The sequence below is a fragment of the Amycolatopsis nalaikhensis genome, from assembly GCF_030264295.1.
Classification (GTDB): Bacteria; Actinomycetota; Actinomycetes; order Mycobacteriales; family Pseudonocardiaceae; genus Amycolatopsis; species Amycolatopsis nalaikhensis.
The window spans coordinates 6,102,525-6,117,234 of record NZ_CP127173.1 but is presented as its reverse complement, the minus strand read 5'-3'; the positions used below and the strand labels follow the sequence as shown (position 1 = coordinate 6,117,234).

16 protein-coding genes and 1 pseudogene are annotated in these 14,710 nt (G+C 71.0%); 9 read left to right on the top strand and 8 right to left on the bottom strand.

Annotated elements, in window-relative coordinates:
- Positions 1-4: 4 nt before the first annotated feature.
- Positions 5-205, bottom strand: coding sequence for a hypothetical protein (locus tag QP939_RS29890; protein WP_086843106.1), 201 nt, complete (start codon positions 203-205; stop codon positions 5-7).
- A 58-nt stretch (positions 206-263) separates the two neighbouring features.
- On the opposite strand from QP939_RS29890, the gene QP939_RS29885 reads away from it, so the two are divergent.
- The 3 genes from QP939_RS29885 to QP939_RS29875 all read left to right on the top strand — a co-directional run bounded on the left by QP939_RS29885 (position 264) and on the right by QP939_RS29875 (position 3,940).
- Positions 264-1,229 carry a quinone oxidoreductase family protein gene (locus tag QP939_RS29885; RefSeq protein ID WP_285449518.1) on the top strand — a complete coding sequence of 322 codons (966 nt, stop codon included), beginning with the start codon at positions 264-266 and terminating at the stop codon, positions 1,227-1,229.
- Between the two features lie 137 nt (positions 1,230-1,366).
- A complete protein-coding gene (locus QP939_RS29880) occupies positions 1,367-2,410 on the top strand; it encodes an alpha/beta hydrolase (RefSeq protein WP_285449517.1) in 1,044 nt (347 codons plus the stop codon).
- 93 nt (positions 2,411-2,503) lie between these two features.
- Positions 2,504-3,940 carry an amino acid permease gene (locus tag QP939_RS29875; protein WP_285449516.1) on the top strand — a complete coding sequence of 479 codons (1,437 nt, stop codon included), beginning with the start codon at positions 2,504-2,506 and terminating at the stop codon, positions 3,938-3,940.
- On the opposite strand, the gene QP939_RS29870 is transcribed toward QP939_RS29875, so the two are convergent.
- From QP939_RS29870 to QP939_RS29860, 3 genes are read right to left on the bottom strand one after another with little or no spacing between them, the layout of a single operon-like run.
- Positions 3,937-4,986, bottom strand: coding sequence for an NAD(P)H-dependent flavin oxidoreductase (locus QP939_RS29870; RefSeq protein WP_285449515.1), 1,050 nt, complete (start codon positions 4,984-4,986; stop codon positions 3,937-3,939). The two genes, QP939_RS29875 and QP939_RS29870, sit on opposite strands and share 4 nt — an antisense overlap.
- A 16-nt stretch (positions 4,987-5,002) precedes the next feature.
- Positions 5,003-5,359, bottom strand: coding sequence for a nuclear transport factor 2 family protein (locus QP939_RS29865; protein ID WP_285449514.1), 357 nt, complete (start codon positions 5,357-5,359; stop codon positions 5,003-5,005).
- Between the two features lie 50 nt (positions 5,360-5,409).
- Positions 5,410-5,919 (bottom strand): MarR family winged helix-turn-helix transcriptional regulator, encoded by a 510-nt coding sequence (locus tag QP939_RS29860; RefSeq protein ID WP_285449513.1) that lies wholly within the window; start codon positions 5,917-5,919, stop codon positions 5,410-5,412.
- Positions 5,920-6,026: 107 nt separating this feature from the next.
- Here QP939_RS29860 and QP939_RS29855 point away from each other — a divergent pair, with 107 nt between their 5' ends.
- From QP939_RS29855 to QP939_RS29840, 4 genes are all read left to right on the top strand, one after another.
- Positions 6,027-7,799, top strand: a complete 1,773-nt coding sequence (locus QP939_RS29855; RefSeq protein WP_285449512.1) for a beta-N-acetylhexosaminidase — start codon at positions 6,027-6,029, stop codon at positions 7,797-7,799.
- A gap of 299 nt (positions 7,800-8,098) precedes the next feature.
- Positions 8,099-8,269, top strand: coding sequence for a hypothetical protein (locus tag QP939_RS29850; protein ID WP_285449511.1), 171 nt, complete (start codon positions 8,099-8,101; stop codon positions 8,267-8,269).
- A 40-nt stretch (positions 8,270-8,309) separates the two neighbouring features.
- Complete coding sequence (locus QP939_RS29845; RefSeq protein ID WP_285449510.1) at positions 8,310-8,756, top strand: pyridoxamine 5'-phosphate oxidase family protein; 447 nt, start codon at positions 8,310-8,312, stop codon at positions 8,754-8,756.
- Between the two features lie 20 nt (positions 8,757-8,776).
- Positions 8,777-9,352: a PH domain-containing protein gene (locus QP939_RS29840; RefSeq protein ID WP_285449509.1), complete on the top strand. Its 576-nt coding sequence runs from the start codon at positions 8,777-8,779 to the stop codon at positions 9,350-9,352.
- A 7-nt stretch (positions 9,353-9,359) separates the two neighbouring features.
- Here the strand turns inward: QP939_RS29840 and QP939_RS29835 are convergent, their stop codons facing one another.
- Entirely contained in the window at positions 9,360-9,929 is a 570-nt protein-coding gene (locus QP939_RS29835; RefSeq protein WP_285449508.1) for a Uma2 family endonuclease, read from the bottom strand.
- 132 nt (positions 9,930-10,061) lie between these two features.
- A pseudogene (lepA, locus tag QP939_RS29830) lies at positions 10,062-11,901 on the bottom strand (translation elongation factor 4).
- Between the two features lie 115 nt (positions 11,902-12,016).
- Here lepA and QP939_RS29825 point away from each other — a divergent pair.
- Positions 12,017-12,637 (top strand): class I SAM-dependent methyltransferase, encoded by a 621-nt coding sequence (locus QP939_RS29825; RefSeq protein ID WP_285449507.1) that lies wholly within the window; start codon positions 12,017-12,019, stop codon positions 12,635-12,637.
- On the opposite strand, the gene QP939_RS29820 is transcribed toward QP939_RS29825, so the two are convergent.
- Both QP939_RS29820 and QP939_RS29815 read right to left on the bottom strand, forming a co-directional pair.
- A complete protein-coding gene (locus tag QP939_RS29820; protein ID WP_285449506.1) occupies positions 12,634-13,008 on the bottom strand; it encodes a VOC family protein in 375 nt (124 codons plus the stop codon). The two genes, QP939_RS29825 and QP939_RS29820, sit on opposite strands and share 4 nt — an antisense overlap.
- A gap of 23 nt (positions 13,009-13,031) precedes the next feature.
- Entirely contained in the window at positions 13,032-13,895 is an 864-nt protein-coding gene (locus QP939_RS29815; protein WP_285449505.1) for a DMT family transporter, read from the bottom strand.
- A 332-nt stretch (positions 13,896-14,227) separates the two neighbouring features.
- Here QP939_RS29815 and rpsT point away from each other — a divergent pair, with 332 nt between their 5' ends.
- On the top strand, positions 14,228-14,488 hold the full coding sequence (rpsT, locus tag QP939_RS29810) for a 30S ribosomal protein S20 (protein ID WP_013228460.1): 261 nt from the start codon (positions 14,228-14,230) through the stop codon (positions 14,486-14,488).
- Positions 14,489-14,710: the final 222 nt, after the last annotated feature.

Genomic DNA, 14,710 nt, shown 5'->3' with positions numbered 1-14,710 from the left:
GAGCCTATGCCGACCCGTCGGAGTCGTCGTCACGCCCCGGAGCCAGCCGGCGGGCGAACAGCCCGACCACCTTGTCGAGCACCCACGCGGCGGCCAGGCACAGCGGCACGACGACCACCATGACCAGCACGAACTGGACCGGGAACCACGCCTGGGCGAGCCACAGCTCGACCCCGTCCCACCAGTCGGCAAGCCCGTTGAACACGGTGTGAGCCTACGCGCGCTCTGCTGCTCCCGCGCCCCAGGGGCGGTACCTTGCTGGCATGTTCGCCGTGTACGCGCAGGAACCCAACGCCGAAAGCCCGCTGGACTCGCTCGTCGTGGGCGAGCGACCCGAACCCGACGTGCCGGACGGCTGGGTCCGCGTGCACGTCAAGGCGGCCAGCCTCAACATGCACGACATCTGGACGCTGCGCGGGGTCGGGATCAAGCCGGAGCAGTTCCCGATGATCCTGGGCTGCGACGGCGCCGGCACCCTCGACGACGGCTCCGAGGTGGTGATCCACTCCGTGGTCAACGCGCCGGGCTGGCAGGGTGACGACACCCTCGACCCGAAGCGCACGCTGCTGACCGAGAAGCACCAGGGCACGTTCGCCGACCAGGTCGTCGTGCCGGCCCGCAACGTCGTCCCGAAGCCCGCCGCGCTCAGCTTCGCCGAGGCCGCCACCATGGGCACGGCCTGGCTGACCGCCTACCGGATGCTCTTCGTGAAGTCCGGGCTGCGGCCGGGCCAGACGATGCTCGTCCAGGGCGCCTCGGGCGGCGTCTCGACGGCGCTGGTGCAGCTCGGCCGCGCGGCCGGGTTCCGGGTCTGGGTGACCGGCCGGACCGAGGAGAAGCGCGCGCTCGCCGAGAGCCTCGGCGCGCACCAGGCGTTCGAGTCGGGCGCGCGGCTGCCCGAGCGCGTCGACGCGGTGTTCGAGACGGTCGGGAAGGCGACCTGGTCACATTCGGTCAAATCGCTCAAGCCGGGCGGGATCATCGTGGTCTCCGGCTCGACCAGCGGCCCCGACGCGCACGCGGAGCTGCAGCGCGTCTTCTTCCTGCAGCTGCGGATCGCCGGCTCGACCATGGGCACCCGCGACGAGCTCGCGGACCTGCTCGCCTACCTCGACCTGACCGGCGTCCGGCCGCAGATCGGCGCCGAGCTGCCGTTCTCCGAGGCTGCCAAGGGCTTCCAGGCGATGCTCGAGGGCGACACGGCCGGCAAGATCGTCTTCACCCGCTAGACCCCCGCTGAGCTGGGCGGATCGCGTGGTTCGCCCAGCTCCGGTATTCGGTGAATCTTTGACGTACTCAGTTCGAGACCGGGTCGTTAGCACCGAAGTTCGACCAAAACCCAATGCTGGCAAGCTAATCTGTAGTCATGACCGCGACGAAGCGGCCCGCACCGGCTGGACCGGGCGGCCGGCCCAGCCCCGATCCGGAGCCGATCCGGGTCTCCTTCCGGCGCTACGCCGGCGTCCGCACCCGCGTCCTCGAGGTCGGCGACCCCGCCCCCGAGCCGGAGGTGCCGCGTCGCTCCCTGCGACGGCGGGCCGCCGCACCGCACGTCCGGCCCAGCGCCCCGCGCCTTGTGCTCCTGCACGGCTACTGCGACAGCGCCGACACCTGGCGCCCCGCCCTGGAGCAGCTCGCGGCCGCCGGGATCCCGGCGGTCGCGGTCGATCTGCCCGGGTTCGGTGACGCCCAGCCGCTGCGGCCCGGCCCGATGCTGCCCCAGCTCGACGCGTTCACCACCGCCGTCGTCCGTGAACAGGCCGTGCTCGGCTCGGTCGTGCTGGCCGGCAACTCCCTCGGCGGCACCATGAGCCTGCGCGCGGCGCAGAACGACAAGCTGCCGATCTCGGGGGTCGTGTCGATCGCCGCGCCCGGGTTCGTCGACTCGTGGCTGATCCGCACGGTCGCGCGCTACCCGCTGCCGCTGCGGCTGTACTCGTCCCTGCCGGTCCCGGTGCCGGGTTTCCTGGTGCGCAAGGTCGCCGAACAGGTCGTGCCGCGGCTGCTCTACGCCGACTCGGGTGCCGCCGACGCGACGCAGGTGCAGCGCTTCACCGCGCTCTTCCCCGACTACCGCGCGACCAAGAGCCGGCTGGAGCAGGCCCGGCAGCTCGTCGCCGAGCTCGCCGACGCCTACCGGCTCGACTCAGTGAAGCTGCCGCTGCTGGTCGTCGCGTGCGGCAAGGACAAGCTCGTCACGGCGGCGTCCGGGCGGCAGCTGCACACGCTGGTGCCGCACAGCAGGCTGCTGGTCCGCGAGGACTGGGGGCACTGCCCGCAGCTGGACGACCCGGTCGAGATCGCCGAGCTGCTCGGCTACTTCGCGGCGAGCGCGGTCCGGACCACCCAGGCCAAGCGCGCCGTCGCGACGGCGGCCGAGGCCGTGGGCGAGGACACCGCGGCGGGCTGACGCGCTCACGCTGTAGCCGCGCGGAGTTGGCGGTAGGTTCCCCCGTTGGGTCCGCGATCCGGACCCGTCCACCGCGACGTTCGGGAGACGATGATGTCCGCTCCAGTGGGTGCCGGCTCCGGCATCTTCCGGCGCAAGCCGATCGACCAGATCCAGGACGCAGGCGAAACCGGGGGCCTGAAACGCACGCTCGGCCTGTGGCAGCTGACCGCCATCGGCATCGGCGGCATCATCGGCGCCGGGATCTTCGCCCTCGCCGGCAGTGTCGCCCACGGCGACGACGCGGCGGGCATCCCCGGCGTCGGCCCGGCCGTGCTGATCTCGTTCCTCATCGCCGGCGTCGCGAGCGCCGCTGCCGCGTTCTCCTACGCCGAGTTCGCGGGCCTGATCCCGAAGGCCGGTTCGGCCTACACCTACGGCTACGCGGTGCTCGGCGAGGTCGTCGGCTGGTTCATCGGCTGGGACCTGCTGCTGGAGTACACCGCGATCGTGTCGGTGGTCGCGATCGGCATCTCCGGCTACTTCAACTTCCTGCTCGGGCAGATCGGCCTCGACCTGCCCGCGTGGATGCTCGGCGCGCCCGGCACCGGGCCCGGCCACAAGGTCGACCTCTTCGCCGCACTGCTGTGCCTGCTGATCGCGTTCCTGCTCAACCGCGGCATCCGCAGCGCCGCCCGGTTCGAGACGGCGATGGTCGGGATCAAGGTCCTGATCGTGCTGGTCGTCATCCTGGTCGGCTTCTTCTACGTCAAGACCGGCAACTACACGCCGTTCGCGCCCGCGGGCTTCGGCGGCGCGGTGACCGGCGCCGCGACGGTGTTCTTCGCCGTCTTCGGCTACGACGCGATGTCGACAGCGGCGGAGGAGTCGAAGGACGCGCAACGGCACATGCCGAAGGCGATCCTCTACTCGCTGGCGATTTCGATGGTGCTGTACGTGCTGGCCTGCCTGGTGCTGACCGGCATGCAGAAGTACACCGAGATCGACCCGAAGAGCGGCTTCTCGACGGCGTTCAAGTCGGTCGGCCTCGACGGGCTGGCCACGGTGATCGCGATCGGCGCGATCGTCGGCATCCTCACCGTGCTGTTCACGTTCCTGATGGGTGCCACCCGCGTCGGCTACTCGATGAGCCGCGACGGGCTGCTGCCGCCGTGGCTGGGCAAGACGAACCCGAAGCGGCAGGTGCCGAGCCGGATGACGTGGATCCTCGGCGGCGCGTCCGCGGTCATCGCCGGGCTGCTGCCGATCGGCGAGGCGGCGGAGCTGACGAACATCGGCATCCTGCTGGCGTTCGTCGTCGTCTGCGTCGCGGTGATCGTGCTGCGCTACAAGCAGCCCGACCTGCCGCGCACGTTCAAGACGCCGGGTATGCCGGTGGTGCCCGCGATCGGCGTCGTGTTCTCGATCTGGCTGATCACGTTCCTGCAGCCGGCGACCTGGCTGCGGTTCGCCGTCTGGTTCGTGCTCGGCCTGATCATCTACTTCCTGTACAGCAAGCGGCACTCGGTGCTGAACCGCACCGACGCCTAGCGGATCCGGTCGAGGCGTGCGGCCGCGTCGCGCGCCTCGACCTTCAGCCGCTCGAGGATCACGGCGGCCGACGCGTCGTAGGCGAGCGGGTAGGTCTGGCCCGCCCACAGCGAGATCGCCTCCGGGTCACCTGCCTTCGCCGACGCCTTGCGGATCGGCCCCGCCAGGTGGTTCAGCTGCGGGTAGGCCGCGGGCGCGCCGTCGGACAGCGCCTCCATGAACTTGTTGACCAGGCCACGCGCCGGACGTCCGCTGAAGGCGCGGGTGAACGCCGTCTCGCGTTCGGCGAGAGCCAGGGCCTTGCGATGCGCCTCGGACGTCCCGGCTTCGTCGGCGCGCAGGAAGACCGTGCCCAGCTGGGCCGCGGTCGCCCCGGCGGCGAGCACGGCGGCGACGTCCGCGCCGTGGACCAGGCCACCGGCGGCGATGAGCGGCAGGTCGACGCGTGCGGCGACGAGCCGCAGCAGCGCGAGCACGCCGTACTCCGGGCCGCCACCGGGAAGGCCGGCGTCGTCGGTGAACAGGCTCCGGTGCCCGCCGGCCTCGAAACCCTGCACCACGAGCGCGTCGGCGCCGAGCTCGGCGGCCCGCTGCGCGGCCTCCGGCGTCGTCACGGTGACGACGACCTGGGTGCCCGCCTCCTTCAGCCGCAGCACGTCCGACGGCGACGGCGGGCCGAAGGTGAACGACGCCACCGGGACCCGCTGATCGAGCACGACGTCCAGCTTCGCCGGGTACGCGTCGTCGTCCCACTTCGGCTCGCCGGGCTCGACGTCGTACTCGCGCGCGAAGGCCGCGAGCCGCTCGCGGTGCGCGGTGATGTCGGCGCCGGTGTCCGGCTGCGGGACGAAGAGGTTGACGCCGAAGGGGTGCCCGGTCAGCTCGCGGGTGCGCTCGATCTGCGCGGTCAGCGCCGCAGGGGTGAGCATGCCCGCCGAGAGGAAGCCGAAGCCGCCGGCTTCGGTCACCGCGGCGACCAGCTCCGGGGTGGTCGGGCCGCCCGCCATGGGCGCGGCGATGACCGGGAACGTCAGCTCGTCGAACATGCCCTGAGCGTAGTACTCAGGCGGGCAGCAACATCGTGTAGAGCTTCGTGATGAGCCCGTCCTTGACGAGGGCTACGTCGATCCCCCGGACGACCGGCGGCGCGCCTTCCGGGCCGAGTCGCCAGGCGAGGTGCCCCAGGTCGTGGTTGACCAGCACCGGGCCGTCCGGCGCGAACACGAATCCCGGGGACTGGTTCAGGAGCCCCTTCGCCTTGGCGTTCAGCTCGTCGTGCCCGGTCGCGACGCCTTCGGGATCGGCGAACTCGACGTCGGCCGCGTACGTCGCCGCTATCGCCTTCGCGCGCCGCTCGTCGTCACGTTCGTTGAAGACCTCGAGCAGGTTCGCCCGCATCAGTTCGGCCACCGTCGCCATGTCGCACCTCCTGGGTTCGACCCCACATTACGTGACATGTCACCTAAATGTCAGGGGTGGTCGTCCGGCCGCGGCAGGCTGCCGTGCTCGACGAGCGCGTCGTAGACCCGCTCCAGCAGGTCCGCCAGCTGGGCTTTCTCGCCGGACCCGAGCGCGTCCAGGAACGCCTTGCGCACGAATTCGACGTGGTCCGGCGCGGCTCGGCGCAACGCCGCCCAGCCGGCCTCGGACAACACCACGTCGGTGGCGCGCCGATCTTCGGGACTCACGCCGGTCACGACCAAGCCGCGTTCGCGCATCCGCTTGAGGTGGTGCGAGAGCCGGCTGCGCTCCCAGCCGATGCGGATCGCCAGATCCGTGACCCGCAGCCGGCCACCCGGCGCGCTCGTCAGCGCGACCAGCACGTGGTAGTCGGCGAGCGAAAGGCCGCTGTCGGCGCGCAGCTGCCGGTTCAGCTCGTACTCCAGGCGGAGGTGCACTTTCATGTACGCGTACCAGGCGGCCGTTTCGGCGGGCGAAAGCAGCGCGAACGGCGAGCCCGGTGCGAACTCCTGCGGCATCGCGCGAGCTTAACCACCCAGTTTGGTCTAGACCATCGTCGGCGGAGGTGCGACGATCCGGGCAGGTGCGACGCCGGAGTCGCGCCCTTCCCGCCAGGAGGTCCCCGGTGAAGACATCCCGAGCGCGGCGCCTCGGCCGCGCGCTCGCCGTGCTGGCCCTGGTCGGCGCCAGTACCACGACCGCCCAGCTGAGCCCGGCCGCGGCGGCCACGCCGGCGTTGCAGTCGATCGTGCCGGTCCCGGTGTCGGTGACGCCGTCGGCCGGGGTCGCGTTCCCGCTGGCGTCTACGACGAAGATCGTCACCGAAGCCGGTTCGGCGCCGGCCCGGCAGGTCGGCGACTACCTCGCCGGGGTGCTGCGCCCCTCGACCGGCTACGCGCTGCCGGTGTCCGACGCGCCGGCGTCGGTGCCGTCCGACAGCATCGCGCTGTTGCTCAGCGGTGCGCCCGCCTCGGTGGGCGCGCAGGGCTACCAGCTGGAGTCGACGGCGTCGTCGGTCACGCTGCGGGCCACCACCGCCGACGGGCTCTTCGCCGGCGTCCAGACGTTGCGGCAGCTGCTGCCGGGCAAGGTCGAGAGCCTGACGGCGCAGGCCGGGCCGTGGAGCGTGCCGGGCGCGACGATCCTCGACTACCCCCGGTTCGGCTACCGCGGTGCGATGCTCGACGTCGCCCGGCACTTCCACCCGGTGTCGACGGTCAAGCGGTACCTCGACCAGCTCGCCCAGTACAAGATCAACCACCTGCACCTGCACCTGGCCGACGACCAGGGCTGGCGGATTCAGATCGACAGCTGGCCCCGCCTGGCGACCTACGGCGGCAGCACCCAGGTCGGCGGCGGCGCGGGCGGCTACTACACGAAGGCGCAGTACACCGACATCGTGAACTACGCGGCCTCGCGGCACATCACGATCATCCCGGAGATCGACATGCCGGGGCACGTGAACGCGGCTCTGGCGTCCTACGCGGAGCTGAACTGCAACGGCGTCGCGCCCGCGCTGCGCACGGACACGGCGGTCGGCTACAGCTCGCTGTGCATCTCGAAGGACATCACGTACACGTTCGTCGCGGACGTCCTGCGCGAGCTGGCGGCCCTGACGCCCGGCCCGTACCTGCACATCGGCGGCGACGAGGCCTCGGCGACGTCCCAGGCCGACTACCTGACGTTCATGAACAAGGTCCTGCCCCTGGTGGCGGCGACGGGCAAGTCGGTGGTGGGCTGGCACGACATCGCGAAGGCAACGCTGCCCGCGTCGGCGAGTCCGCAGTTCTGGGGCACGACGACGTCGGACTCGGGCGTGTCGACGGCGGTTTCCCGCGGCAGCAAGGTGATCCTGTCGCCGGCGAACAAGGCGTACCTCGACATGAAGTACAACAGCTCGACGCCGATCGGCCTGTCGTGGGCGGGCTACATCGAGGTCCAGGACGCGTACAACTGGAACCCGGGCGCGTACCTGTCGGGCGTCGGCGAGTCCGCGGTCCGCGGCGTGGAGTCCCCGCTGTGGACGGAAACGGTGGTCACCCCGGCCGACATCGACTACCTCGCGTTCCCTCGCCTCGCCGCACACGCGGAGCTGGGCTGGTCCCCGTGGTCGACGCACGACTGGACGGCGTTCCGCACCCGCCTGGGCGCGCAGGCCCCGCGCTGGGTGGCGCAGTCGATCAACTTCTACCGGTCTTCGCAGGTCGCGTGGGACACGGGCGGCACGACGAACCCGGGCACGTGCGCGGACCCGGCGTGGAGCGCGTCGCAGGTGTACACGGGCGGGAACGTGGTGTCGCACAACGGCCACAAGTGGACGGCGAAGTGGTGGACGCAGGGCGAGGAGCCGGGCACGACGGGCCAGTGGGGAGTGTGGACCGACAACGGCGCCTGCTGAGGCCCTCGGCAGGAAGCCCGAGGCCGCCATCCCGGGCGCTAGGGTGCGGGCATGCCGGACGCGTGCCCGATCTGCGCCAAGCACCCGGGGTGGCGGCCCGCTCGCGAGCCCGCCGGTCTGGTCCGGTGAGCTCGTCGTCGTCACGCACCGGCCCGGCCCCTTCCCCGGCTACCTCTTCGTCGAGACCCGGCGGCACGTCGCGAGCCTCGACGAGCTCACCGAGCCCGAGGTCGCGGCCGTCGCGCGGGCAGCGTGGGTCGCGGCCCGGGCCCTGCGGGCCGAGCTTCGATCCGGAGTCCGTGCACTCCGCCGTGGCCGGGCGGTCGGTCGCGCACTTCCACCAGCACGTCTTCGTCCGGCACCGGGGCACGCCCGGCGAGCTCGGCTGGCTGGACGTCGACTGGCCCGGTGCCCCGCGGCACGACGTCACCGCCCTGTGCGGACGGTTGGCCCGGCACTTCACCCGGTGAAACCGGAACACCGGGCTCGCCGCGCGGGTTAGGTTGGGGCATGACCGTTGATCTGGAGCAGGTTCGCACGCTGTCGCTGCAGGAGCACGGCCTCGCCACGGTCGCCACGACGCGCGCCGACGGCACCGTGCACTCCTCCGTCGTCAACGCCGGCGTCCTCGAAGACCCGGTGACCGGCGCCCCCGGCGTCGCGTACGTCGCCGTCGGGAAGGCGCACAAGCTCGCGCTGCTGCGGCGGGCCGGGCACGCCACCGTGACCTTCCGCCGCGGCTGGAACTGGGTCTCCGTCACCGGCTCCACCCACCTCATCGGACCGGACGACCCCGACCCCGCTTTCGATCCCGCGGGCCTGCCGAAGCTGCTGCGCGACGTCTTCATCGCCGCCACCGGCACGCACGACGACTGGGCCGAGTACGACCGCGTCATGGCCGAAGAGCGCCGGGTCGCGGTGTTCGTGACGGCGGACCGCATAATCGGGAACCCCTGACCCCGCGAGGAGCCGTCCCGTTGTCCCAGACCCCGATCCCCGTCACCACGCCGGTCAAGGTCCTGATCGGCGTGCTGCTCGCCGTCGACGCCGCGTTCGGCGCGGCACTGGCCCTCGGGCTGGTACGCGGCCTGTCGCCGTGGCTGATCGGCGGCGCCTACGCGGCGACCATCCTCGTCGCCATCGTCGGCTACCGCGCGTCCCGCGCGCGCATGCTCAAACGCGGCTTCGCGAGCCTCCAGGACCTCACCATCGGCGACGAAGGCATCCGCCTGCCCGCGGGCACCCTCAGCACCCGCGTCGTGCCGTGGTCCCAGATCGCCGATGTGAACGCGCGCCGGTCCGCCCGCTTCGGCGACGGCTACCTGCGCGACGCCATCTGGCTCGACCTGGTCACCGGCGGTGGCGTCGAAAGCTCCGTGCAGTGCTACGCCCCGCGAGGCCGCCTCACCCCGGCACCGCCGCAACGACGGCAGTTCGAGCAGACCGCGATCCTCGAACCGGCCCTCTTCAACGCCGTGATCGAGCGGCTCCGCAAGGAGCTGCGCCACCGGCAGCTGCACGCCCAGCTCCGCGACACGCCCCGCATCCGCTGAGCGGCCCTCAGCCCAGGCGGCCCAGCAGCTCTCGTGGCACGAGCCGCACCGGGAACGGCCGCTCGACCGCGAGGACCTCGTCACCCGCCGCCTTGGCCACCTGCTGGTAGGTCCCGTCCTCGTCCAGCTCGAACACGGTCACCGCGGGATCCTCCGGATCGACCACCCAGTAGCTGCCGGTGCACAGCCGCTCGTAGACCGCCTTCTTGAGGTTCAGGTCGTAGATCGCGGTGCTCGGCGACAGCACTTCGACGGCCAGGACCGGCGGGGCCGGGAGGTCCTTCTCCGTGAAATCTTCGTCGCGGCCGACCAAGACGTCCGGCTGCAGCTCCGTATCTTCGCCCGAGTGCACCGCGAACGGCGCGACGAGTACGTGGTACTCAAGCGGGCACACGTCGTCGAGGACTCGCCAGAGTCTGACCACGATCTCCTGATGTCTTCGTCCCGGCGCAGGGCTCACGATGAGCACCCCGTCGACGAGTTCGCGGCGTCGGCCATCGTCCGGCATCCCCTCGAGGTCGTGCACCGACAGGGGGCCCGAATCGGCGGGATGCTCGATGTCTGCCATGACCGTCATGGTGCTCTCCTTTCGCTCTTCGCACCAGAGCGAAGCAGACACCACCGACAGAAACCGCATCGAACGCGGGTTCGGCGCCCATATTCACCAGGTGGCGTGAATATGGGCGCCGGTGTCACATCAGGAGAACAGTTACTTCTTCTTCCCGGAGTCCTCAGTGGACAGTGCGGCGACGAAGGCCTCCTGCGGAACCTCGACCCGGCCCACGGTCTTCATCCGCTTCTTGCCTTCCTTCTGCTTCTCCAGCAGCTTCCGCTTCCGCGAGATGTCACCGCCGTAGCACTTGGCGAGCACGTCCTTGCGGATCGCGCGGATCGTTTCGCGGGCGATGATCCGCGACCCGACCGCCGCCTGGATCGGCACCTCGAACTGCTGCCGCGGGATCAGCTCGCGCAGCCGCGTCGCCATCCGGTTGCCGTAGCCGTACGCCGCGTCCTTGTGCACGATCGCCGAAAACGCGTCGACGGTTTCGCCCTGCAGCAGGATGTCCACCTTGACGAGGTCCGCGATCTGCTCGCCCGCCTCTTCGTAATCGAGAGACGCGTAACCGCGCGTACGCGACTTCAGCGTGTCGAAGAAATCGAAGATGATTTCGGCCAGCGGGATGTTGTAGCGGAGTTCGACGCGGTCCTCGGACAGGTAGTCCATGCCGAGCAGGGTGCCGCGCTTGGTCTGGCACAGCTCCATGATCGTGCCGACGAACTCCGACGGCGCGAGGATGCTCACCTTCGACACCGGCTCGTGCACCTCGGCGATCTTCAGCCCGGTCGGCCAGTCCGACGGGTTGGTCACGACGACCTCGCTGCGGTCCTCGAGCACCACCCGGTAGATGACGTTCGGCGCCGTCGAGATCAGGTCGAGGCCGAACTCGCGCTCGAGCCGGTCGCGCGTGATCTCCAGGTGCAGCAGGCCGAGGAAGCCGCAGCGGAAGCCGAAGCCCAGCGCCACCGACGTCTCCGGCTCGTAGTCGAGCGCGGCGTCGTTGAGCTGGAGCTTGTCCAGCGCCTCGCGCAGCTCGGGGTAGTCGGAACCGTCCACCGGGTACAGGCCCGAGTAGACCATCGGCTTCGGTTCGCGGTAGCCCGCCAGCGCTTCCTTGGCGCCGTGGCGCTCCGACGTCACGGTGTCGCCGACCTTGGACTGCCGGACGTCCTTCACTCCGGTGATCAGGTAGCCGACCTCGCCGACGCCGAGGCCCTTGCTGGGCTTGGGTTCCGGCGAGATGATCCCGACCTCGAGGAGCTCGTGCGTCGCCCCGGTGGACATCATCTTGATCTTTTCGCGCGGCGTGATCTTGCCGTCGACGACCCGGATGTAGGTGACGACGCCGCGGTAGGTGTCGTAGACCGAGTCGAAGATCATCGCGCGGGCCGGCGCGTCGGCGTCGCCCTGCGGGGCCGGGACCTGCTTCACGACGGCGTCGAGCAGGTCGCCGACGCCCATGCCGGTCTTGGCCGAGACCCGCAGGACCTCCTCGGGCTCGCAGCCGATGATGTGGGCCAGCTCACCCGCGTACTTGTCCGGGTCGGCCGAGGGCAGGTCGATCTTGTTGAGCACCGGGATGATCTGGAGGTTGTTCTCCAGCGCCAGGTACAGGTTGGCCAGCGTCTGGGCCTCGATCCCCTGCGCGGCGTCGACCAGCAGGATCGCGCCTTCGCACGCCTCCAGGGCCCGCGAGACCTCGTAGGTGAAGTCGACGTGGCCGGGCGTGTCGATCATGTGCAGGACGTGGTCCTGGCCGTCCACCTGCCAGGGCAGCCGGACGTTCTGCGCCTTGATCGTGATGCCGCGCTCGCGCTCGATGTCCATCCGGTCGAGGTACTGAGCGCGCATGGCCCGCTCTTCCACGACGCCGGTGAGCTGCAGCATGCGGTCGGCCAGGGTGGACTTGCCGTGGTCGATGTGCGCGATGATGCAGAAGTTCCGGATGAGCTTCCGGAGGCGTGAAGGTGGTGTCGGCGAACGTCGTCACTCGAATGAGTCCTCGGAAAGTCGGGGATGGCCACCTCTATGTTCCCATGGCCCTCCGGGTGCGGGTGGGGGTCATCCCCGATGCGGGGTTTCGCGATCCGTGGTGCCCTCGAAGTATGAGCACTCCGCACCAGCCGGCACCCCCTCCCCAGCCGGAGACCAGCGGCTTCGCCCGCGTTCTCGACCGTGCGTTCGGTCACCCCTCCGGCCCGCTCGGCCGCCTCGGCGGCTGGGTGATGGCGCGGGGCAACGCCGCCACCGAACACCGCGTCGTCGACCTGGCGAAGATCGAGCCCGACGAGACCGTCCTGGTCGTCGGACCGGGCCCCGGCGTGGGCCTGGACGCCGCCGCCCGCCTGGCCGGGCGCGCCATCGGCGTCGACCCGTCCCCCGAGATGCTCGCGCTGTGCCACGAGCGCTGCGGCGACCGCGCCGAGCTGCGCGAAGGGTCGGCGGCGAGCACCGGCCAGCCGGACGAGTCGGTGGACGCCGTCCTGACCGTGAACAACGTCATGCTCTGGGACGACCGCGCGGCCGGGTTCGCCGAGCTGTTCCGGGTGCTGCGCCCGGGCGGGCGGCTGCTGCTGTCCGCGCACGAGAAGTGGCTGCCCGTGAGCAGGCACGTCCTGGCCGACGAAGCCGCGGCGGCCGGCTTCGCCGACCTGCAGACCTGGACCTGGGAGCCGCCGGGGTTCGCCGCGCTCGCCGCGCAGCTGCGCGCCGTCAAGCCCGCCTAGCGGGTGTCCGTCCGGATCGGGTGGCCCTCGGGCACCTCGACCAGCACGATCCGCGTGCCGTCCGGGTCGGCGATCCAGGCCTCGTCGAGGCCCCACGGCATCCGCTGGGCGTCCCGGACCGGTGCCAGGCCCTTGGCCTTCAGCTCCGCGAGAGTGCCGGCCAGGTCCCGGACCTGCAGCCAGAGCACCAGATCGGGTGACGAGGGGGCGTCTCCCTGCCCGGAGACCTCCAGGGAGCCGTGCCCGAGGAAGAACACGGTGCCGCCGGGAAACTCGCGCTCGACGGCCAGGCCGAGCGTGTCGCGGTAGAACGCGGTGGCCGCGTCGAGGTCGCGCGGGCGGATCAGCAGCCTGCTCTTCAGGACTTCCATCCGACCATCCCTACCCGACGCGCTCAGGCGGCCGCAATCGCGGCGATCCCGGACAGCACGATCACGGAGCCGGCCAGCCGCCGGACGGCGTCGCTCTCGCCGAGCACGAGCCACGCGGCGAGGCCGCCGAGGACGATACTCAGCTCCCGCGCGGGCGCGACCAGGCTGACCGGCGCCATGGTGAGGGCGTACAGCACGAGGATGTAGGCGATCGGCGACAGCACGGCGACGAGCAGCACTTCGCGGCGCTGTTCCCGCCAGAGCCGCTTGACCTCGCCGCGGTCGGCCAAGGCGCCGGGCACGAGCATCAGGCTCTGCAGGATCGACCCGAGGCCGAAGTAGACGAGCGGCGGCACGCCGATGCCGGTGACGGAGTGCGCGTCCCAGAGCGTGTACCCGGCGATGACGGCCCCGGTCAGCAGGCCGTAGACGATCCCGGCTTTCACCGCGTGGGGGTCGGCCGCCGTGCGGCCGGTGCTGATCACCAGCACCCCGGCGACGACGAGGAACGCCCCGACCAGGCCGAGCGGGCCGGGCCGTTCGCCGAGCACGAGGACGGCGGCCAGCACGGACAGCAGCGGCCCGGTGCCGCGGGCGACGGGGTAGACGACGGACAGGTCCCCGACGCGGTACCCGCGCTGCAGCACGACGCCGTAGGCGATGTGCAGGATCGAGGTGACCACGGCGGCCAGCAACCAGCTCCACTGTGGACGGACAGGCTCGATCAGGAGCAGCACGACCGTGACCGGCAGGAGGAGGACGGCGGAGGCGGTGTAGTAGAGCCAGACGAACTGGGTGCCCCCGGAGGAGACCCGCTTGGCGGCGAGGTTCCAGGCGGCGTGCACGACGGCGGCGACGAGGACGAGGGAGAGTGCGGTGGCGTTCACGGGACCCCTTCGGGTTTTCGCGCGCGCGAAAACCGGGTCCTCCAGGCTTTTGCCCCGTCAGATGAACGACAGGTCGTCCGGACCCGCCGACGGTGCCGCTCGGACCAGGCCCACCGGTCCTGGTTGTGTGGAGCGGGCCGCGCGGACCGGCGACGGAACCCTAGGCACTACCGACGTCCACGGTACTCCCGGTGCCGGTCGCCGTCGGCCTGGCTGTTAAAGTGGTCGCTCGCTGCCCGTGCGGCATTCCGTCATGGAGGAAAACTGCTCGTCAAGAGCGGTGCCACTTCAGCGCGGCGGCGAATCTCACCGAGTGAAACAGGAGTTGCCTCATGGCCAACATCAAGTCGCAGATCAAGCGCATCACGACGAACGAGAAGGCGCGTCAGCGCAACCAGGCGATCCGGTCCTCGGTGAAGACCGCGATCCGCAAGGTCCGCGAAGCCGCCGAGGCCGGCGACAAGGCCAAGGCCGTCGAGCTGCAGCGCGACGCCGCCCAGAAGCTGGACAAGGCCGTCTCGAAGGGCGTCATCCACGCCAACCAGGCCGCCAACAAGAAGTCGGCGCTGGCGAAGCGGGTCAACGCGCTCTGAGGTTGAGCTTTGGGAAGGCCCCGGCTTCGGCCGGGGCTTTCTTCGTGTCCGGGGTCGGCGGGCTGTGTGAGGTCGCCACGGCGCCCGCCGGATCAGCTTGAGCCCTCGACCGCCGCAGGTCGGCGGTCGCCGCCACTCGCGAGCCACCATCGCGCCGGGCCCGCGACCGCCTGCCGCCGCCAGCTCGCTCGGCCGCGGCTTCTGGTCAGCGGTCGCCCTTGG

What these genes read in the sequence shown, in the direction of transcription:
- QP939_RS29845 (WP_285449510.1), top strand. Translation starts at nt 8,310, where the DNA reads ATGACCGTTGATCTGGAGCAGGTTCGCACGCTGTCGCTGCAGGAGCAC.
- QP939_RS29885 (WP_285449518.1), top strand. Translation starts at nt 264, where the DNA reads ATGTTCGCCGTGTACGCGCAGGAACCCAACGCCGAAAGCCCGCTGGAC.
- QP939_RS29880 (WP_285449517.1), top strand. Translation starts at nt 1,367, where the DNA reads ATGACCGCGACGAAGCGGCCCGCACCGGCTGGACCGGGCGGCCGGCCC.
- QP939_RS29820 (WP_285449506.1), bottom strand. Translation starts at nt 13,008, where the DNA reads ATGGAAGTCCTGAAGAGCAGGCTGCTGATCCGCCCGCGCGACCTCGAC.
- rpsT (WP_013228460.1), top strand. Translation starts at nt 14,228, where the DNA reads ATGGCCAACATCAAGTCGCAGATCAAGCGCATCACGACGAACGAGAAG.
- QP939_RS29870 (WP_285449515.1), bottom strand. Translation starts at nt 4,986, where the DNA reads ATGTTCGACGAGCTGACGTTCCCGGTCATCGCCGCGCCCATGGCGGGC.
- QP939_RS29865 (WP_285449514.1), bottom strand. Translation starts at nt 5,359, where the DNA reads ATGGCGACGGTGGCCGAACTGATGCGGGCGAACCTGCTCGAGGTCTTC.
- QP939_RS29825 (WP_285449507.1), top strand. Translation starts at nt 12,017, where the DNA reads ATGAGCACTCCGCACCAGCCGGCACCCCCTCCCCAGCCGGAGACCAGC.
- QP939_RS29835 (WP_285449508.1), bottom strand. Translation starts at nt 9,929, where the DNA reads ATGACGGTCATGGCAGACATCGAGCATCCCGCCGATTCGGGCCCCCTG.
- QP939_RS29860 (WP_285449513.1), bottom strand. Translation starts at nt 5,919, where the DNA reads ATGCCGCAGGAGTTCGCACCGGGCTCGCCGTTCGCGCTGCTTTCGCCC.
- QP939_RS29875 (WP_285449516.1), top strand. Translation starts at nt 2,504, where the DNA reads ATGTCCGCTCCAGTGGGTGCCGGCTCCGGCATCTTCCGGCGCAAGCCG.